General features: G+C 34.6%; 17 protein-coding genes and 1 other annotated feature. Of the genes, 1 reads left to right on the top strand and 16 read right to left on the bottom strand.

Annotation, left to right across the window (positions count from 1 at the left end; translation table 11 throughout):
• Positions 1-54: 54 nt before the first annotated feature.
• Both SD1D_RS04665 and SD1D_RS04660 read right to left on the bottom strand, forming a co-directional pair.
• The gene (locus SD1D_RS04665) at positions 55-636 is read right to left on the bottom strand and encodes a superoxide dismutase (protein ID WP_058257849.1); all 582 of its coding nucleotides are present in this window, start codon (positions 634-636) and stop codon (positions 55-57) included.
• A gap of 127 nt (positions 637-763) precedes the next feature.
• On the bottom strand, positions 764-2434 hold the full coding sequence (locus tag SD1D_RS04660; RefSeq protein ID WP_058257848.1) for a formate--tetrahydrofolate ligase: 1671 nt from the start codon (positions 2432-2434) through the stop codon (positions 764-766).
• Between the two features lie 175 nt (positions 2435-2609).
• Here SD1D_RS04660 and SD1D_RS04655 point away from each other — a divergent pair, with 175 nt between their 5' ends.
• Positions 2610-3263 carry an HAD family hydrolase gene (locus SD1D_RS04655; RefSeq protein WP_058257847.1) on the top strand — a complete coding sequence of 218 codons (654 nt, stop codon included), beginning with the start codon at positions 2610-2612 and terminating at the stop codon, positions 3261-3263.
• A 117-nt stretch (positions 3264-3380) separates the two neighbouring features.
• Here SD1D_RS04655 and SD1D_RS04650 read toward each other — a convergent pair whose 3' ends face one another.
• The 14 genes from SD1D_RS04650 to SD1D_RS04585 form a co-directional block, all read right to left on the bottom strand.
• Positions 3381-4301: an ATP-grasp domain-containing protein gene (locus tag SD1D_RS04650; protein WP_058257846.1), complete on the bottom strand. Its 921-nt coding sequence runs from the start codon at positions 4299-4301 to the stop codon at positions 3381-3383.
• Between the two features lie 48 nt (positions 4302-4349).
• A complete protein-coding gene (locus SD1D_RS04645; protein ID WP_058257845.1) occupies positions 4350-5219 on the bottom strand; it encodes an ATP-grasp domain-containing protein in 870 nt (289 codons plus the stop codon).
• Positions 5220-5274: 55 nt separating this feature from the next.
• Positions 5275-7923 carry an FtsK/SpoIIIE family DNA translocase gene (locus SD1D_RS04640; RefSeq protein WP_058257844.1) on the bottom strand — a complete coding sequence of 883 codons (2649 nt, stop codon included), beginning with the start codon at positions 7921-7923 and terminating at the stop codon, positions 5275-5277.
• 88 nt (positions 7924-8011) lie between these two features.
• Positions 8012-9424, bottom strand: coding sequence for a phospholipase D-like domain-containing protein (locus tag SD1D_RS04635; protein ID WP_058257843.1), 1413 nt, complete (start codon positions 9422-9424; stop codon positions 8012-8014).
• 42 nt (positions 9425-9466) lie between these two features.
• Positions 9467-9691 (bottom strand): YlzJ-like family protein, encoded by a 225-nt coding sequence (locus SD1D_RS04630; RefSeq protein WP_058257842.1) that lies wholly within the window; start codon positions 9689-9691, stop codon positions 9467-9469.
• Positions 9692-9729: 38 nt separating this feature from the next.
• On the bottom strand, positions 9730-10545 hold the full coding sequence (locus SD1D_RS04625) for a ClpP family protease (protein WP_242955254.1): 816 nt from the start codon (positions 10543-10545) through the stop codon (positions 9730-9732).
• Between the two features lie 117 nt (positions 10546-10662).
• The gene (locus tag SD1D_RS04620; RefSeq protein ID WP_058257840.1) at positions 10663-11781 is read right to left on the bottom strand and encodes an aromatic acid exporter family protein; all 1119 of its coding nucleotides are present in this window, start codon (positions 11779-11781) and stop codon (positions 10663-10665) included.
• Between the two features lie 162 nt (positions 11782-11943).
• On the bottom strand, positions 11944-13218 hold the full coding sequence (locus SD1D_RS04615; RefSeq protein ID WP_058257839.1) for an O-acetylhomoserine aminocarboxypropyltransferase/cysteine synthase family protein: 1275 nt from the start codon (positions 13216-13218) through the stop codon (positions 11944-11946).
• A gap of 164 nt (positions 13219-13382) precedes the next feature.
• Entirely contained in the window at positions 13383-13670 is a 288-nt protein-coding gene (locus SD1D_RS04610; protein ID WP_058257838.1) for a hypothetical protein, read from the bottom strand.
• A gap of 4 nt (positions 13671-13674) precedes the next feature.
• The gene (locus tag SD1D_RS04605) at positions 13675-14250 is read right to left on the bottom strand and encodes a poly(ADP-ribose) polymerase family protein (RefSeq protein ID WP_157893096.1); all 576 of its coding nucleotides are present in this window, start codon (positions 14248-14250) and stop codon (positions 13675-13677) included.
• A gap of 156 nt (positions 14251-14406) precedes the next feature.
• Positions 14407-16371 carry a threonine--tRNA ligase gene (thrS, locus tag SD1D_RS04600; RefSeq protein ID WP_058257836.1) on the bottom strand — a complete coding sequence of 655 codons (1965 nt, stop codon included), beginning with the start codon at positions 16369-16371 and terminating at the stop codon, positions 14407-14409.
• A gap of 76 nt (positions 16372-16447) precedes the next feature.
• Positions 16448-16651 (bottom strand) — a binding site (T-box leader).
• An 80-nt stretch (positions 16652-16731) separates the two neighbouring features.
• Positions 16732-17961: a M16 family metallopeptidase gene (locus SD1D_RS04595; protein ID WP_058257835.1), complete on the bottom strand. Its 1230-nt coding sequence runs from the start codon at positions 17959-17961 to the stop codon at positions 16732-16734.
• Positions 17962-18104: 143 nt separating this feature from the next.
• Complete coding sequence (locus SD1D_RS04590; RefSeq protein WP_058257834.1) at positions 18105-19553, bottom strand: TraB/GumN family protein; 1449 nt, start codon at positions 19551-19553, stop codon at positions 18105-18107.
• Positions 19554-19705: 152 nt separating this feature from the next.
• Positions 19706-20302, bottom strand: coding sequence for a GNAT family N-acetyltransferase (locus SD1D_RS04585; RefSeq protein WP_058257833.1), 597 nt, complete (start codon positions 20300-20302; stop codon positions 19706-19708).
• Between the last annotated feature and the right edge of the window lie 131 nt (positions 20303-20433).

Raw genomic sequence — 20433 nt, 5'->3', positions numbered from 1 at the left:
ATATTTATGAGCTTTTTTAAACCATGGGCAGTTTTATTTGCCCATGGTTTTTTATTAGTAAATCCCCATTCTGTCGGATATTACTTCCCAATTGATATTCTCCATAAACCTATTGATATACTCTACTTTATTATCTGCATATTGCAGAAAATAGGCATGTTCATATACATCCAGCACAAGGATTGGGGCAGAGTATGCAATATTACCAAGATCATGGGCATCTAAACTGATATTTCGCAGTCTTAAACTTCTTTGGTCGTAACTAAGAAGTGCCCAGCCCCTGCTAGCCTTTGCTGTACTTATAAAATCTTCTTTCCATCCCTCAAAGCTGCCAAAATACATAGCAAGCTGCTCCATAGCTCTTTTATCCGGTTTGTTTACAATACCACCTATATTCTCAAAATAAAGCTCATGTAGAATTACCCCATTAAGGGCATAGGTTTCACCTCTTTTGCATTCTCTATAGAAGCTAAAGGTAGCATTGGCCTTTTCTCTTTCCGGATTATTCATAAGTATCTGATCAATTTCATTGATCTTATCTACATATCCCCCATACAATCTTATATGTGCCTCAAACTGCTGACGATTTATTACAGTTATATCATCGGTATAATGAAATCCAACCTTTTGAATCATAAAAAGCCCCCCTTTACCCAATCTATGAATGGTTTCTTGTGACAAGCCATATTCATTATACTAATATATATACGGGGACTTTTTATAAGCTATGACTATTATTATAAATTATAATTTATCTAAATCACTAAAATAACCCTACAATCCTGCCTTCTTCATTTACATCAATTCCTTCTGCAGCAGGAACTTTTGGAAGTCCTGGCATAGTCATCATTGTACCTGTTATTGCCACCACAAAACCGGCACCTGCCGAAACATAAGCTTCTCTTATATTTATTGAAAAGCCTGAGGGTCTACCAAGCTTTTTAGGATCATCTGATAGGGAGTACTGATTTTTCGCCATACAAACCGGCAGATTACCATAACCAAGTTCTTCAATCTTTTTTATTGCCATATCTGCAGCAGGATCATATGTTACCTTGTCTGCACCATATATCTCTTTGGCAATGGTTTCAATCTTTTCTTTAATAGACAGTTCTAAACCATATAAAGGTCTGTAATTGCTCTCTTTCTCTTCTAAGGTCTTTAAAAGCTTGCTAGCTAAGTCTATACCACCTTCTCCGCCCTTTTCCCATACTTCACAAAGAGAAAATTCACAATCCCTTTCTATACAAAAATTCTTTACAAATTCTATCTCGGCACTTGTATCGGTAACAAAGCGATTTAAGGCAACTATCACCGGTACACCAAATTTTTGTAAATTCTCAATATGCTTCTCTAAATTAACAATACCTTTTTTAAGGGCATCCAGATTTTCAGCGGAAAGTTCGGTCTTTAAAAGACCTCCATTATATTTTAGTGCTCGAAGTGTTGCAACTAAAACCACTGCATCCGGTTTTAATCCCGCTGTCCTACACTTTATATCTAAGAATTTCTCAGCTCCCAAATCAGCCCCAAAGCCTGCCTCCGTAACTACCACATCAGCAAGCTTTAAAGCCATTTTTGTAGCTATGACGCTATTACAGCCATGGGCAATATTAGCAAATGGTCCTCCATGTATTATAGCCGGTGTATTTTCTATAGTCTGAATAAGGTTAGGTTTTAATGCGTCCTTTAATAGTGCTGCCATAGCCCCTACGGCATTTAACTCTTTTGCCTTAACAGGCTTTCCCTCATAGGTATAGGCAACAACTATTTCACCCAATCGTTTTTTAAGATCTTCCATGTTTTTGGCCAGACATAATACGGCCATAATTTCTGAGGCAACCGAAATTACAAAATGATCTTCCCTAACTACTCCATCGGCTTTTCTGCCTAGGCCTACTACAATATTACGAAGAACCCGATCATTCATATCAACACAGCGTTTCCATACAATCTGGTTAGGGTCAATAGATAAAGTATTCCCCTGATGTATGTGATTATCCAACATAGCAGCCAGAAGGTTATTGGCTGAGGTAATTGCATGAAAATCTCCTGTAAAATGCAAATTTAAATCTTCCATAGGCACAACCTGGGCATAACCTCCCCCTGCTGCACCGCCTTTTATTCCAAAGCAAGGACCTAGAGATGGTTCTCTAAGTGCAATTACCGATTTTATATTCATCCTTCCTAGAGCCTGTCCCAGACCCACAGTAGTTGTGGTTTTACCTTCCCCTGCAGGAGTAGGATTAATGGCAGTTACAAGTACCAACTTGCCATCTTTTCTATCCTTTATTTTATCCCATAAATCATCTGAAAGCTTAGCCTTATATTTTCCATAGAACTCTAAGTCATCTTCCGATATAGAAAGTTGTTTTGCCACTTCACCTATATGCTGTAATTTTGCTTCCTGAGCTATTTGTATATCAGTCTTCATCTATTTCCCCAACCTTTCTGCATTTTAATCTAATCAAAAATATTGTAGCATATAAATATTTTAGGTCAAGATAAATTTTGCACAGCTTCTTTTAATTTGATATAATAGTATATAGTATGCAATTAATAATAAAACAACTAAATTACCTATATACATACTTAGAAAGGAACTTTTAATGAAATATAACACTATTATTTTTGATCTGGATGGAACCTTACTAAACACCTTAGAGGATTTAAAAGACAGTTTAAATTATGCCCTAACAAGCCATGGATATGAAACTAGAAGCTTAGAAGAAGTCAGAAGTTTCGTTGGAGATGGTGTAGAAAAACTTGTTGAACGTTCCCTTCCTCTTCATAGTAGCCATGAAAATATACAAAAATGTCTTGCTACTTTTAAAGAACATTATCAGCAAAATATGCAAAATAAAACCAGACCATATAACGGTATCATTGAACTTCTTCACAAGCTTAAAGAAAATGATTACAAACTTGCAATTGTATCCAACAAATTTGATATAGCAGTTAAAAAACTGGCTAAAGATTATTTTGGTGATTTAATTAATGTAGCCATTGGGGAAAGTGCCACCATAAAAAGAAAACCTGCACCTGATACTGTCTTTAAAGCCATTAAAGAACTTGGTGCAGATATCAATAAAACTATATTTGTAGGGGATTCTGAAACCGATGTCCAGACAGCAAAAAATGCAGGGCTACCATGTGTAGGGGTAACTTGGGGATTTCGCAGTCCAGAGGTCTTAAGACATGAAGGGGCAGATTACTTAATTGATGCTCCCAAGGAATTACTTACTATAGTAAATATAAATTAAAATTATATATACATGTATTTACTTTTTCTTGTAATAATATATTATTAATGAAATTTTTCATTTTAAAGATAATTAGTAATACATACATAAGGCTGTTTTAAATTACTTAAAACAGCCTTATTTTATCTTTAAATCTTTAATTATAAATTTCAGATATAACTCCACTATATTAATATCCGAACATTGATATAACATTCGGGAGCCCACCACATCTTCTATCTCATTAAAAATCAACTGGCCATTATCACCGATTATAAAATCAATACCCACAAGTCCAAATTCAAACTGTTCAATAATAGTATTAACCAATTGCCTTTCTTCTTTTGATAACCGGTACAAGGAAACATTTCCACCTAGGGAGAAGTTAGCTCTAAACCCATCTTTTGCAGTCCTCATAACAGCTGCAATTATTTCAGTGCCTATGACATATACTCGAAGATCCTTGGCAGCTTTTCCAACAAGTGGCTGTAATACAACATCCGAATTACCTATTCCCCTAACTATATCCTTTACTTTGTCTGACCAGTTGCTATCTGATTGTCTATTATTAAACTTAGGTTTATTCTGGCCATCAAGTAAGAATACCTGACTGCCCCCATGTCCATCTACAGCTTTAATTACAGTAGGCTTATCTAGATTTTGCAAGAGATTTTCAACCCGATTATTCTTGTAAAATAAAGAATCCACCATAGGAATACCGGTTCTTGCTAAATACTGATAGGTTTTAGCCTTATCGTTACATATATCAGCCACAAAAGAATTATTATAAACTTTCATTCCCATTAGTTCCAAATGCTTTGAAAGCAGAGGATAAATTGCTCTAAACACAAGAAAGTCAGGAAATTTTTCATCTCTTTCCCAATAAGTAATATTTTTGTGGATAAGATACAAGTTCCCATCTTTTACACCAAAATCCAGATCTTCAATCAAAACCAAGCTAAAATCTATACCTAGTTTTTTACCTTCTTCTTTATAAATATCAATATAATTTCTGTTATATTCTGCTTTGTCCCTGTAATATATAATCCAGGCATTCAATTAATCTATCTCCAATCCTGTAATCTAATTTCATTAAAAAATCCCATCTTAAAGCCGGGATTTAATATGGTTAATAATAGCATCCGCCACATTGACTCCGGTACAATCATATATGTTTTTAAAATGGGCATTGGAATTTACCTCGCACACCATAGGCTCTTCATCTTTACCAAATAGAATATCAACTCCGGCAAAGTCAAGGCCCAAGATTTTGCAACTTTTTATAGCCAGATCACATTGTTCCTTTGTGGGCTCATAGGACTTCATCTTACCTCCGATAGTAAGATTGGCACGAAAATCCCCATTATCGGAATAGCGATACATGGCAGCAACTACCTTATCACCAACAACTTGAAGCCTTATATCCCTTCCATGGCTGGATCTTATATATTCTTGAAAAAGCATGGGTTTTGCCCCCAGCTGCTTTACTTTTACAGTCAGTTCATTAAAATCATTTACCAGATAAACCTGCTGACCAAAGGAACCAAAACACTCCTTTACAACCAGAGGAAATCCCAGTTTGTCTGCCACTTCATCAAGAAAGCCGGTATTAGTATAACCGATATTATTATAGGTCATGGGAGCAATTATGGTCCTTGGCATAACAATACCCGCCCCTGCTAAAAGTATATGGGTCTTGGATTTATCATCACAGGCATAAATTGAGTCTGAGGAATTAAAAACCTTGTATCCCTTCATCTCCAAATATTTTGCAAGTCTTACATCCTTATCCCAAAACAAGATAAAATCCGCAGAAGAACCGGTTTTTTCTTTAAAAGGAAGATCAATCAGAAGCTGGGCATTTGTCTTTTGCTCTAAATCGATACCCTGCCTCTTTGCAGCTTCGTAAATATATTTATGTATTTCATTAAATTTCTTTGATTCTAAAAATTCATTTACTATAAGCCAAGCAAGCATTTTAGTCAGACCTTCTTCTTTAAATTTTATTTTTTAATTACTGGTATATTGTATTTTAAGCTAAGCCATTGTCACTAAGAAACTGCTCATACTCTTCGGCTGACATTAAAATTTTTCTTGGTTTAGTTCCTTCTTCAGGACCTACCACACCAACTTCTGCCAGCTGATCCATAATTCTGGCCGCACGATTAAAGCCAATTTTATATACTCTCTGCAACATACCTATAGAAGCCTTGTCCTTTTCAATAATAAATCTTCCGGCCTCAACAAAATATTCATCCCGCTCACTGGCGGCTGCTGCAGCGGCCTCTGCTGCCTTGACATTAGCTATGGTTTCCTTAATTTCTTCACTATAGTTGGCGGAATTGTTATTCTGAATAAGGAAATCAACCGTAGCACTAACTTCCTTATCAGATACATATGACCCCTGAATTCTTACGGGTTTAGGATAGCCGGAGGGGAAGAATAACATATCCCCCTTACCCAGTAGTTTTTCGGCACCGGCACTGTCTATAATTGTCCTTGAATCCACCGCAGAAGACACTGCAAATGCTATCCTAGAAGGTATATTAGCCTTAATAAGACCGGTTATTACATTTACAGAGGGTCTTTGGGTAGCAATAATCAAATGTATACCGGCAGCCCTAGCCATCTGTGCCAGACGGCAGATAGCATCTTCTACTTCACCGGGAGCTACCATCATCAAATCTGCCAACTCATCAATAATAATTACAATCTGAGGTAGCTTCTGCAAGTTTTCATCATTAAGATGAGCCACTTCCTGAACCTTTTTATTATATCCCTTAAGATCCCTAACACCGGTTTCTGCAAATTTCTTATAACGGTCAGTCATCTCCATAACTGCCCAGTTCAGTGCAGCAGCAGCCTTCTTCGGATCGGTTACTACAGGAATTAATAGATGAGGGATACCGTTATATACACTTAACTCCACCACTTTAGGGTCTATCATTATCATTCGTACATCAGAAGGTTTTGATTTATATAAGATACTCATAATTAAAGTATTTATACAAACTGATTTACCGGAACCTGTGGCACCGGCAATTAAAAGGTGGGGCATCTTGGCTATATCTGTTATAATAACTTGTCCCCCTATGTCCCTACCCACAGCAAAAGCAATATCCGAGGGATGATTTGTAAATTCCTTGCTTTCTATCAATTCCCTAAAGGTGACTACAGAATTCTCTTTATTAGGGACTTCGATACCGACGGCAGATTTGCCGGGTATTGGTGCTTCTATTCTAACCTCAGAGGCAGCAAGATTAAGCTTAATGTCATCAGCCAAACTGGTGATACTTTTTACCTTAACTCCCTGTTCCGGTTGAAGTTCGTACCTGGTTACGGTAGGTCCGCAGCTGACATTAGTAACAGTAACATGAACTCCAAAACTTTCTAAGGTACTCTGAAGCTTTGCTGCAGTTTCTTTAAGAGTCCGTTCGGTCATCTGCCCTCTTGCTGACCTTGCTTTGGGAGCCGTAAGGAGATTAACCGGCGGGAATACATACTCCTTCTCTTCTGCCATCTGATTAATATCTAGATTTTCTACATCGGTAGAATTATCAGAGGCGACTGCCTTCTTTTTACCCCTTGTCCCCTCATTATCCTTCATGGTTGCTTCTACACTTGTAGAAAGAGACGAGCTTTCACTTTCATTTGAAGTATCTAAGTTTTTCTCTATAGCAGCTTCAGAGTTGCTATTTCCAAACTTATTTCTTAACTCTTCTTCATATGCTGGCACATATTCTTCATCAAGACCTTGAATTTTCATATCAGCAAGATTTATACTATTTACTTGATCAGCAGCTGTTTTGGCATCATGTGGGGACAATTCTCCCAGATTAACTATGGGAAGTTCATCTACTTCTTTCTTCTTTCTTCTTCTCTTTTTTCCCAATATTTCTAAAATATTAGAATCATCTTGATCTATATCAGTCTCCTCTTCATCCTCTGACTCAAGATTAAAAGCTTTAAACCTTCTCCGACCGGGCTTTTCTAGGCCCTCTTTAGCCATTTGCTCTTCATACTGTTCTTTTCTTATCATCTTGTACTGTCTTCTATCTTCTAAGGATTTCTTGCTAAGCCTTGCCATATATAAAAATAAAGCTTTACCGGTCATAAGAATTACAGATATAATCATGGTAGCTATTATTAGTATATATGCTCCAGTCTCATCAAAGGCTCCGCATAATACCATTGCAAGAATGCCTCCGATAATGCCTCCACCGGACCGGCCCTTACTGGAATTGCTATAATAATCCAATATCTTCATATTGCTATCATAGGGCTTAGAAATCATTTGAATAAGCCCTGCCAGTGCTAGTAAAAAAACTGCAGCACTTAGCAATTTCTTTACCGCTACTTTATTACCCATATTAGATATATAAAATGCAGTACCAAAAAATAATATAAAAGGCAGTATATATGCTTCTAGGCCAATTATGCCAAATAAAAATTCACTAACATGCTTACCTACAATACCGCATAAATCAAAATAACTTAAAAATATAAGTATAGAAACAACCAGAGTAATTATAAGGATAATCTCATCCTGTATAGCTCCGTTTTGTTTCACTGCTTCTTTTTGTTTTTTCTTAGATTTATATGTACTCTTTTTTGCTGTATTTTTTTTGCTTGTACTTCTTTTACTTGTATTTCTTTTACCTGTTGTCTTTTTGGAAGGCATGCAAAATCCTCCTTTTATTAATCTTCCGCCTTTCATTATACCTTTTAGGTAAATCTTATGCAAGCCAAATAAGGCCTTGTAAGGCTTTCTACATCAAGAAACGCAACCAATTAAATCTTGATATTATCCTAATTAACAACTTCTTTTTTTCTGTAAATTCCTGTCTTACAACCCCTTTTGGTATTTCAATCCTGTCCTTATCAATTATATATACTGCATCCTCTTCATAGGTTTTAAAGTATTCCTTAAGCTGTTTGTTTATCTCTTCACTGTCAATAACCACCATTGTCTCCGTACTTAGATACACACTTCTTAAATCCATATTAAAGGAGCCGATAATAGATATATTATCATCAATAGTTATACTTTTTCCATGATAGGAGATACCACCTTCATATTCATAAATCTTAGCACCGGTCTGTAAAATCTTATCCCTATTAATAATATAATCGGAAGCACCAAAAGGGTTGCCGTTATTGGCCGGTGAATTTGTCATAATAGAAACTTTAGTCCCACTACTTGTAACCGACCTTATAGCTTGATACATAAAATCATTACATATAATATAGGGAGTATGAATTTTTACTTCCTCCTTGGCATTATTCATAAGTTGTATCAAGGAATAAAATACAGCAGGTTCTTTTGCATAGACATGAACCGGATTAGAAAGTAAGGATATCTTATTTACCTCATATGTAATCTCCTGATAATCAAAGTCCTCCAAAAGGAAGGGGTATTTATCAATATTAGATTTATAAATCTCCTTTAATTCTTCCCTGGCCTTAATAACCTTTTTTCTTTTACCCTTATATTCTTCATCATTGAATAATTTGCATTCTTTTAAATTCCACACCTTATAAAAATAATCGATTAAATCATAAATTGAACTTTCCTTACTGTATGGTTTGGTATTGTATACCAGTACATCCCTATCATAATTTTTATATCCCTTATCTCCCAAAAAATAATCAAATGTATTTCTGCCCCCTATAATATATGATTCATTATCAACTATTAAAAATTTGTCATGTAACCGGCCCATACTTTTCCATGGTTTTAGAAGATTAATGGGATTATATATCTTAATCTCTACATTATCAAGGGTAGATAAAGCAAAAAAGTACTCATTACCATACATTTGTAAAAATGCCGAAAAGCCATCAACCAAAACTTTAATATCAAGGCCCCTTTCTGCAGCACTATAAAGAGCAGCTAAAATATCCTTACCACTATTATCTGATCTAAAGTCAAATGTGGATAAAATAATTCTCTCCTCGGCCATTTCTATCATTCTAAGCCGTTCTATTAAAGCTTCCTTATTATCCTCAATGATGCAAGCCCTGTCACAAGAAATATCATCAGAATAATAATCTTCAAGGTAAAAGGAGCTAATATAATCATCACTGATATTCGGCTGTTTCTTATAAGATATAATTATCCCTAAAAAAATATAAAGAATAAATGAAATTATTATAGTTATAACAATATACAATTTTTTCAAATCAACTCATCCTTTGTTTTAAGGTGACAGGTATCTGTCACCTTATAATACTGGTTTTCCCGGACTATAATCCCCATTTAAATAATCACTCATATCTGTAGAAGTAATTCTGTGAACTATATAATTATCACCCTCACGACGGGCTAGTACCCTTCCATGCTTTAATTGTATTTCTTTATATTCAGGCTCAGCTTCCTCTTTTTTTCCTTGATCTTTTGCCCTGTGATCTAGGTATATTCTTTCTAATGGTACTACAGTATAAAGCATAAGTAATCCCTTCTTTCATACTAAAAACAAATTAAATTTTACTGTTTCTTCCCTTCTTCAATCATTTCATTCATTTTAGCCAGGGCTTCCTTAATGCCTCCTACCTCTTTTATAATCTTTAGTTTTACAGTTTCTTCTCCTACCAGGATAGATCCCACATCCTTAGCCAGCTGATTTGTGGCCAACATTAAATTCTTAAAGTCTGAGTAACTGATTCCCGAATGACTGACTACGAATTTAATAATTCTATCTTGGATTTTTTCAAAGTATTCAAATGTTTGAGTAACACCGATAACTGTTCCGTTCATCCGAACCGGATGGATTATCATGGTGGCTGTAGGTACGATAAAACTATAATCTGCAGAAACAGCCAGAGGAACGCCTATGGAATGGCTTCCACCAAGTACCAAGGATACAGTGGGCTTACTTAAGGAAGCTATCATCTCTGCAATGGCTAGGCCTGCTTCTACGTCTCCCCCCACTGTATTGATAAGTATCAGCAGTCCGTCAATCTCAGAACTATCCTCTATGGCTGCCAGCTGTGGCAAGACATGTTCGTATTTTGTGGTTTTATTATGCTGGGGAAGACATTCGTGGCCTTCGATTTCCCCTATAATTGATAATAAATGTATCTTATGCTCCTTTTTGTTGTTTTCTAGAACAGTCTGACCGTACTCGCTAATCTTTTTATCCTTTAATTCTTCATTTTCCTTTTTTACCTTTTCAGCCTCTTGATCTTCCACAGGCTCTTTATTTTCATTATCTGAATCAGAATTATTTACATCTATAGGATTTTTTTGATTTTCCTTTTGGCCATTATTATTTGTTTCTTGCATATTTCTTTCCCTTTGCATATGGTACTCCTTTTTTAGTATTTTGCAGACTTTCCATACTATTATGTGAAAAATAACTTGATTTATACTTGATTTATTTTCCCCATATGCAAAGTTGGCTTATTATTTTATAAAAAATTAATATCCTCCTCTTGCCATTTCCAGCATAAACTTTCTTTTAATTTTAAGGAAGTATTCCAGTTCCTTCAAAATTTCAAATAAAGTGGCACGATATTCAAATTCTTCTCTAGTAACAGGTAACTTGTACTTTTTATAATGGTCATAGAGTTTTTTTAAGTCCTCCAATAATCCTTTCACATTGTTGGTTTCGTGAAAATTCTCTGCTATTTCTTCTATAAAATCAGCTAAGGGCATAGACTGTTTTAATAGAACCGGAATATCTGTTATAAGTAAACTAATTTTCTTTAATACTTCAATCTGATGACTTCTCATTTCCAAATATGAAATTAAGTATCTGGTATTGGATAATAAGTTGTTGCCGGCATCTTCATATGCCTTTTTAATTAGTTCCTCTAAAAACAAATCCAAGTCACGAAAATCTATTATAATCTGCTCATATAAAAGCTCTGGTTTTTCCTCCGGTAAAACCATCTTACTCGGCTTTTTATCCCTATCTATGGGTTTCTCTTTATAATCATCTTCAAAGGATATTCCTTGGACTAAACAGGCCTTTTTATCCTTAAGAGCAATTGCCATTGTTTTTAGTATCATCCTTATTTTTTCTTCTAGTATCTCTTGTTTTATTCGTATCTGTTTTTTATAATTAGGCATAATCATATTAATTATAATCCCAATTCCCATACCAATACCAAGTATCGTAAGCTCATTGACAAGTAAAGGCCAATCTATCCGTTCCTCAACCAGAAAATGAGTCATTAGTACCGCATTCATTGCAATACCATCTTTTATATTAAATAAATAGCTTAAGCCCACAAACAAAACTATAAATATACCGTATACCCATGGGTTATATCCTAAAGTATTAAATAATATATATGATATGCTAATGGCTAAAATAAAAGCTACCAAGCGTTTTGCAGCAACCAGTAAGGTTTCTTTTTTTGTATCATATATGGTAAGCAAGGTGATGATACCGGCAGAAGTGCTAAATAAAAGCCCCAGGCTTTCAGCCACTATAATAGCTACGGCCGATCCTATTCCCGCCTTCATAAAGTATAGGGGTTTTAATTTATTTAATTGTAACTTACTCTTCTTAAAAATTCTAATTGTAGTCACCTCCCAAAAATAAAATGTCCAAATTTAGTACTATTATATATAATTATAACATAAACATATATTAACAAAAAAGACTGTTAATGATTGCTATCCACATAAATTTACTTCAGGATAAGACAATTTCTTAACAGCCCTTGTAATACTAAATGCTATATTGATATATTATATATTTCTAAATGCCTGTTCAATATCATTAAGAATATCATCAACATTCTCAATTCCTATAGACATGCGTATCATCTCCGGAGAAATGCCACAGTCAGCTAACTGCTGATCATTAAGCTGTCTATGGGTGGTGCTGGCTGGGTGCAGAACACTGGTTCTGGCATCCGCTACATGTACCACAATAGAAGCAAGTTTTAGACTATCCATAAACTTAACAGCAGCTTGTCTGCCTCCTTTTATACCAAATGAAATTACGCCACAAACTCCCTTAGGCAGATACTTCTTAGCCAAATCGTAATATTTATTACTCTTAAGTCCAGGAAAATTAACCCAAAGCACCTGATTATGCTGCTCAAGGTACTCTGCCACCTTCATAGCATTACTACAATGGCGCTCCATTCTAAGGTGTAAAGTTTCCAGACCCAAATTTAACAAAAATGCATTGTTTGGTGATGGTGCCATACCCATGTCTCTCATAAGCTGTACCCTTGCCTTAGTAATATAGGCTGCCCTGCCGCAATCTCTTGTATAAACCATACCATGATATGATTCATCAGGTGTAGATAATCCGGGAAATTTACCATTATCCCAGTTAAAATTACCACTGTCTACAATTACACCTCCCAGGGCCACAGCGTGACCATCCATATATTTGGATGTTGAATGAAGAACTATATCTGCTCCGTGTTCAATAGGTCTACAATTAATAGGTGTTGCAAAGGTGTTATCTACAATTAAGGGCAAATCATTGGAATGGGCAAACTTAGCTAACTTCTCCAAATCAGCTACTACTAAGGATGGATTGGCTATGGTTTCAGCAAAAACCAGTTTGGTATTATCTTTTACTAGCCCTTGAAGCTCTTCTATGGAAGCATCGGGATCAACAAATGTACATTCAATCCCCATTTTCTTTAATGTAACCGCCAGTAGATTCATGGTTCCCCCATATATGTTACTGGAAGAGATTATATGATCGCCCACATTACATATATTTAGAATTGCAACCATGGTGGCAGCTTGTCCTGAAGAAGTACACATTGCAGCAATACCGCCTTCTAAGTCGGCAATTTTTCTTTCTACACAATCCACTGTAGGATTAGCAAGTCTTGTATAAAAAAAGCCCTCCTCTTCCAGATCAAAAAGTTTAGCTACATGCTCACTGGAATCATATTTATATGTAGTACTTTGATATATGGGAAGTACTCTGGCCTCTCCGTTTTTTGGCTCATATCCTGATTGGATGCATTTAGTGTCAATATGATAATTATTCATTAAAATGGCCCCTTTCCTAAATTATTCCTTGTAATTATTATTAGCTTGGGAATCTATTCCTTCTTGTATAAATATAAAATATTATACTATAAAGAGAAGAAAAAAGCATTACCCTAAAAATAGAATTACCGTCAGCCTTTTTAAAGATTGACGGTAATAGCAAACTATGCTTTTTGCAGCCCTTTTTGAATTTTATAAGATGACTTTAATCTTTTACAGACTTTTCCTCCTCTTAATATACCCTCCCTGGCTACTGCTAATTCGTTATCATCCTCTAAACTGCACTTTTTAATAGTTAAGTCATTATTAAGGTAAAAACTGTTGCCTTCCTCATCAACCAATTTAATACTATCGGTCTTTGTTCCCTTGTTATGTTTCTTATAACTGAGACCATTTCTTTTGCATGCTTCCTTAAAAGCTTTCTCACTACTGATTTTTCTTTTATTAATCATAATATCATCTCCGATCTATAGAAACCAATTCCATACTTGATATGGTATTTGAATCAAATACGCAAATTTGACTTTCAATATAAGATATGTTAAAGGTATCAAAAAATTTACCATAATCGGTTGGCATATATGGTTGAGTAGGAAGATAGAAGGTACCGATGATAACTTTATAATTATATTTTAAATTTAAATAATCACAATAAGTACAACGTAAAGTTCTTGTATCGATGGTATCTTCACTTAAAGAACTTAATTCGCCACAAAATAGAAATGGTAAAAACTCATTTCTATAAATTTCTACAAATTTAGTATAATCTTTTAATCGTCGTAAATCAAGTAAATTATCATTTTTAACATAAATTTTACATTTTATTATAGCCGGATTTTTAATTTTTACTCCAAATTTACTTGATGGATTTGTAGTCCACCACTTAGCTAAAGAATAATCCATATAAAAGTATATACCATTACCAAGCCAATGATGTTTATTAGGTCTGCATTTAAATCCGGATTTCATTATACTTTCTGCATTACTTAGATCCGTTCCATGAAAAGCATCTAATAATATATATGTATTCATTTTAAATTCAGCCTCTTTATCTATATAAAAAAACATATTTTTAAATACCACTATTTGGTATTATAATACAGAATTATCTAATTGTAAATATAAACATTTTTTTAATTAAAAACCGGGTCAGAGGAGATAGTACTCACTCTAACCCGGAAAGTTTATTTACTCCTTAGTAGGAGTTTGTTCAATTTTTCTTATTTCTTTAGTTCTAATTTCCTTACATATATCATTGATAAATGTATCTAAAGGCTTCTGGCCTTCATCCCCAAGATAACGGCTTCTTATAGCTACAAGTCCATTTTCTTCTTCGTTCTGACCAACTATTAGCATATATGGGACACGGTCCAATCTTGCTTCCCTAATCTTGTATCCTATCTTTTCAGCCCTCTCATCTACGGTAACAAGAACATTGTTATTTTGAAGTTCTTCTTTTACCTTATTGGCATAGTCATGATATTTTTCTGAAATAGGCAGTATTCTTACCTGTTCAGGACACAACCAAGTAGGTAGCATTCCGGCATATTTCTCTATCAGCCATGCCAGAGTTCTCTCATAACAGCCGATACTGGTTCTATGAATAATATAAGGACGTTTCTTTTCCCCACTTGCATCAACATAAGTCATATCAAAGCGCTCAGCTAAGACAAAGTCCAATTGAATAGTAATCATAGTATCTTCTTTACCATACACATTCTTTGCCTGGATGTCTAATTTAGGTCCATAAAATGCTGCTTCGCCCTCGGCTTCTACAAATTCTACCTCGTTTTTAATAAGCATTTCTCGCATTTTACTCTGCATCTTTTCCCAATCATTCTCATCACCTAGATACTTGCTCTTATTATTGGGATCCCATTTAGACAAACGATAAGTAACATCCTTATCAAGCCCCAGGGTCTTTAAGCAGTACATGGCCAAATCTAAGCAAGCTGCAAATTCCTCTTCAACTTGTTCGGGAGTAACAATTAGATGTCCTTCTGAAATAGTAAACTGTCTAACTCTGGTTAATCCATGCATTTCACCGGAATCTTCATTTCTAAATAAGGTTGAAGTCTCACCATAACGGCAAGGAAGATCACGATAGCTTTTTGGTGTTTGCTTATATACATAATATTGGAAAGGACAGGTCATAGGCCGAAGGGCAAATACCTCTGAACTTTCATCATTTTCATCCCCAATAACAAACATTCCTTCTTTATAATGATTCCAGTGGTCAGATATAACATAAAGATCCTTCTTGGCCATTAAAGGAGTCTTAGTCCTCATATAGCCTCTACGTTCCTCTTCGTCCTCAATCCAACGCTGTAATGTCTGAATAATCTTAGCACCCTTTGGCATAAGTAAGGGTAATCCCTGTCCGATAACATCCACGGTGGCAAAGATACCCATCTCACGGCCTAGCTTATTGTGATCTCTTTTCTTAATATCCTCTAGATGAGCAAGATGAGCATCAAGGTCAGCTTTCTTAGTATATGCTGTTCCATATACCCTGGTAAGCATCTTATTTTTCTCCGAGCCTCTCCAATAAGCACCTGAAGAGGAAATAAGCTTAATTGCCTTAATATTTTTTGTAGTCATCAGATGAGGGCCTGCACATAAATCTACGAAATCCCCTTGCTGATAGAAGGAAATTTCCTCATCTTCAGGCAGTTCTTCAATAAGTTCCACCTTATAGGGCTCATCCTTTTCTTTCATTAAGGCTATGGCTTCATCCCTTGGTAGGGTAAAGCGTACTAATTCTGCTCCCTCTTTGATTATTTTCTTCATTTCCTTTTCTATCTCATCTAAAGCTGCACGATCTAGGGGGGCAGTGTCAAAGTCATAATAAAAACCATTTTCTATGGCAGGTCCTATGGCAAGCTTTGCCTCAGGATAGAGTCTCTTTACAGCCTGGGCCAATACATGGGCAGTAGTATGACGATAGGCAGCTTTTCCTGCTTCATGATCAAAGGTCAAAATATTTAGTTCACAATCCTTATCAACAACGGTACGAAGGTCAACCACTTTACCGTCAAGTTCAGCAGCACAAGCTACTCTGGCAAGACCTTCACTGATATCCTTTGCAATTTCATATACAGACATTTTATTTTGATATTCTTTTACAGATCCATCTTTTAAAGTAATTTTCATATAAAATACCCCTTTCATATTTTATTTTAAGAACAAATAAGAAAAGCCCGCCTCTTTCGATTTAGACATATAAATCGAAAGGGACGAGCATATTATATACATCGCGGTTCCACCCTTATTGGTGCAAATAGCACCCACTTCATTTGATTATAACGGAATCACCGGACCGGATTAGGGCCACTCAGAGCTGGTTTTCCTATGTTTCCGAATAAGATACTTTCAGCAAACGTATCTCTCTCTGTAAACTTCCACATAGTACTGGTCTCATCATCGTGTTATTCTTATTAAATAAATATTTTTTTATTGTACTTAATTATAGCATTCCTAATAACAATGTCAAGTATCAAATAGAAAATGTGTTTATTTTAAATTCCCTACTAAGGATATGGATGAATTAGACAGATCTAGATACCTGTTGGCAAATGATATAACATCATCTAAGCTCACCTTCTCAATATTATCTATCAGTTCATTTATTGATACTATTCTTCCACGGTTAAGCATTGATTTTCCATTGGAATTCATTCTATTTCTAGCACCTTCACTGCCTAAGATAAGCTCTGTTTTTATCTGTTCTTTTGTCATTATAAGCTCATCCTTGGTAATCCCCTTACTCTTTAGCTGGTAAATTTCATTATAAATCATATCTATTACCATATCCTTCTGATTGGGATTCATGGCTGCATATATATGAAGAAGCCCCGTATCCTTATATGAACTTCCATAAGAATATATGGAATAAGTTAATCCCTCATCCTCCCTAATCTTCTGAAATAACCTGGAATTTACACTTCCACCAAAGATGCAATTTAATACTGACAGGGTAAATCTTTCATCAGAAAGATATGAAATTCCATCAAAGGCTATATTAATATGAAGCTGTTCAATATCTTTATTTCTCTTACATACTACTTTATGATATCTTGGTTTATCCGGTGATTTTATTAATTTTGTAGATTTAGCTTTTATCTTACCAAACTCTTCTTCAACCAAAGATAGAATTTCCCTTTGATTAAAACTACCGGCTATGGAAATAACAATATTCTCCCCTGTATAATAGCTATCCATAAAATCAAGAATCTGATCTTTGTTTATTTTTCTTACAATTGTTTTTTTACCTGAAATCATATACCCTAGAGGATGTCCCTTCCAAATCCTTTGTTGAAGCAGTTCATGGGCCAAATCCTCCGGAGAATCTTCGTACATATCTATTTCTTCTATAATAACACTTTTTTCTTTCCTTAAAGCCTTCTCATCAAAAAGAGAATTATTTAACATATCACCTATAATTCTGATTGCTATTGGCAGATGTTGGCTAAGGGTAGTGGCGTAATATGAAGTACATTCCTTACTGGTAAATGCATTAATATTACCTCCGATTCGAGCCATCTCATCTGCTATCTGCTTACCTGTACGGTTCTTTGTTCCTTTAAACATCATATGCTCAATCATATGAGCTATCCCATTATTAGTTTCGTCTTCATTGGCTGAACCAACTCTTACCCATACTCCAAAGGCCGCGCTTTTTAGATAAGGCATCTCTTCCATTACAAGGGTTATCCCATTGGATAATCTGTGGATACTTGTCATGCCCCCGTTCTTCCTTTCACAAATTGTCATAAGTTAAATATATTAACAAGCGTGATTTTATCATATCTATATCCAAATGGCAATCATAAAGGGATTTTATATAAAATGCTCCCCTTGTTAGTAAGAGGAGCATAAGCTAAGTTTTATTTTATTTGATTGATTTCATAGCCCTTTTCTTTGAGAATATCTAGAATACTGTAGTTACTAATATAATGAGCAGCTCCTACTACTATAAAATAGGTTTTGCCACCTTCTTCTTTAAGTAACCGGTCTATTTTTTCTGCCATTACCTTATCTCTCTGAGTTAATAACTTATCGTAATATTCTTCCATTAATGCTAAAACTTCATTATCCTCTTCATTTAAATCAAAAGGTAACTCAGATTGTACTAAGATTGGAGCAATCACTTCCATAAAGCCTTCTACATCACCGGTATGCCAATATTCCAACATTTGATTAAACATATTAGCTTCAAGAGCTTCATTCTCCTGTGATATACCTAAAAGTGAATCTAAGGTATTTACCAATAGATATTCATCCAGTTGGTCGGAAAAACTGTCAAGCAATTTTATCTGTAATTCATAGCTTTCAAGTTCTTCAACCGGCTTACCTTTAAGATAGGCATCTAATAAAAATTTAAGATCCACTCCTAAGCTAGCGTCTAATGTTAAATTTTCAACATCTTCCATATCAACATTGTTGATAGCTGCTAAAGGTGCTAATATATACTGAATTACCCAAGGTTTATACATAATAATTTCTTCTTCTGACATTCCTAACATGGAAAATATATTGATAGTCTTTTCATAGGTCTCTTCCGATACATGATCCTTTAAAGTCGTACCGTCTGTATATAAACCATATTGTTCAAGTAAATTAGGCAATTCATCAATACCACCTAGCAAATCAACTTCAACATAAAGTACATCTGATTCATCAAATGCCTTTAACATCTTTTTACTAAAAGGATATATATCATAATTTGCCACATGAATAGAGCCTAATAAATATACGGTATTTTCACCTGAATTTATTTCCCATAAAAAGCCCTTACTGGCAGCATCAAGGGCATCATATATATAAGTAATAAGCCTAGTAGCTATAACACAGGCTTGTTCTATGCTGCATACATCTTTTAGGGAAAGATCAATTTTACTCTTATATATGCCATGGGTTTTCATATAATTTACAGCATTACCACCATCTACAATACCGATGTCTCCTTCAAAATCATAAGATGAAATCAATAAATAGAATGCTTCTAATACTTCTTTAACTGTCATCTTTTCATGAAGTTTAAACTTGACTTCTTCATAATCTATAACACAATCAGTTTTTAATATCTTATGACGTAAACCGGCCATTAATACTCTAAGCTGTGCATGGCTTATAGGCTTATTCATATCAGAAAGATACCATGATTGTGGATATATTCCATAAGTATCTCCGACAATTAAGTCTTCTGAGGCCAATGAATTTGTCAATAGGTCTTCTAAATATAATTGGTCATCCTGAGCTAATGCAGTGCCTGCTGAAAATGTAGATAATAAGATAGAGACCATCAGCAGTAGCGAAATAAAGCGTTTTTTCATACAATTTACCTCCTGGCTACTAATAAAGTATTATGTAAATATTACACATGACTCCATAATATACCATGCAGTATGCACATGTCAATAAATTCCATTAAGTTTTAATTTAATTCTAATTTCATATTATTATATAAAATTTAATTTTTTTAAATTTATATTATAACATTTGTAATTTCCAATTCTATGTGTTTCTCATAAAATTCCTTGGGAAAAGCTATTTGATATATAGTATCCATGGCCTTTAATATTTTATTGTCTTCTTGGGTTACTTCCTCCAAACTCATAAATAAAATTCTATAATTATCTACCGAAACTCTAGCTAAAACATTACTTAAACTCATACCATTCTTTAGATAAAACTGTATTCTTCTCTTTCTTAATAAGCTATCTGCTTTGTTATAGGCAAAATCAGGATTTTCTACCTCAGCTAAAATGGTTTTATATTCTCCGGCAAACATCTTTCTCATTTGATTTAGAAACTTACCCCCTATCCCATGGCAGCGGTAAGGCTTTAAAACAGCCAGATAATCCAGAAGCAGGATTTTATCATCCTCATTCTTAATAAAATAAGCATATCCCTTTAATTGGTCCTCTTTGCTATTAAATAAGCCATAACAGACATATTTACCTTCAGATATTAACTTTTCAATGATTTCAAAGGGTTTTATCTCACTTTTATGAAAATGCTTGACCATATATTGAAAAAATATCTCTTCCCTTTGTTTAGCCGTTAGTTCTTTTATTGTCATTAAAATACCTCAAATCATTTATATATTTTGTCTTCTACTTAAATGTAAAAATGCTTAACATAAAATGTTTTAATCATAACATATGCCAAATATATAAGAGGCTGCTAATGTATGCACTAATAGGCAATACT

The sequence above is a fragment of the Herbinix luporum genome (genome assembly GCF_900070325.1).
GTDB classification, from domain to species: Bacteria; Bacillota; Clostridia; order Lachnospirales; family Lachnospiraceae; genus Mobilitalea; species Mobilitalea luporum.
Note: the sequence above shows the minus strand (reverse complement) of the source record. Positions and strands in the feature narration are given on the sequence as shown.

Bases quoted from the DNA above. Each gene is read 5' to 3' on its own strand.
- SD1D_RS04665 (WP_058257849.1), bottom strand. From the start codon at position 636: ATGATTCAAAAGGTTGGATTTCATTATACCGATGATATAACTGTAATA.
- SD1D_RS04660 (WP_058257848.1), bottom strand. From the start codon at position 2,434: ATGAAGACTGATATACAAATAGCTCAGGAAGCAAAATTACAGCATATA.
- SD1D_RS04655 (WP_058257847.1), top strand. From the start codon at position 2,610: ATGAAATATAACACTATTATTTTTGATCTGGATGGAACCTTACTAAAC.
- SD1D_RS04645 (WP_058257845.1), bottom strand. From the start codon at position 5,219: ATGCTTGCTTGGCTTATAGTAAATGAATTTTTAGAATCAAAGAAATTT.
- SD1D_RS04640 (WP_058257844.1), bottom strand. From the start codon at position 7,923: ATGCCTTCCAAAAAGACAACAGGTAAAAGAAATACAAGTAAAAGAAGT.
- SD1D_RS04630 (WP_058257842.1), bottom strand. From the start codon at position 9,691: ATGCTTTATACTGTAGTACCATTAGAAAGAATATACCTAGATCACAGG.
- SD1D_RS04625 (WP_242955254.1), bottom strand. From the start codon at position 10,545: ATGCAAAGGGAAAGAAATATGCAAGAAACAAATAATAATGGCCAAAAG.
- SD1D_RS04615 (WP_058257839.1), bottom strand. From the start codon at position 13,218: ATGAATAATTATCATATTGACACTAAATGCATCCAATCAGGATATGAG.
- SD1D_RS04610 (WP_058257838.1), bottom strand. From the start codon at position 13,670: ATGATTAATAAAAGAAAAATCAGTAGTGAGAAAGCTTTTAAGGAAGCA.
- SD1D_RS04605 (WP_157893096.1), bottom strand. From the start codon at position 14,250: ATGAATACATATATATTATTAGATGCTTTTCATGGAACGGATCTAAGT.
- thrS (WP_058257836.1), bottom strand. From the start codon at position 16,371: ATGAAAATTACTTTAAAAGATGGATCTGTAAAAGAATATCAAAATAAA.
- SD1D_RS04595 (WP_058257835.1), bottom strand. From the start codon at position 17,961: ATGACAAGTATCCACAGATTATCCAATGGGATAACCCTTGTAATGGAA.
- SD1D_RS04590 (WP_058257834.1), bottom strand. From the start codon at position 19,553: ATGAAAAAACGCTTTATTTCGCTACTGCTGATGGTCTCTATCTTATTA.
- SD1D_RS04585 (WP_058257833.1), bottom strand. From the start codon at position 20,302: ATGACAATAAAAGAACTAACGGCTAAACAAAGGGAAGAGATATTTTTT.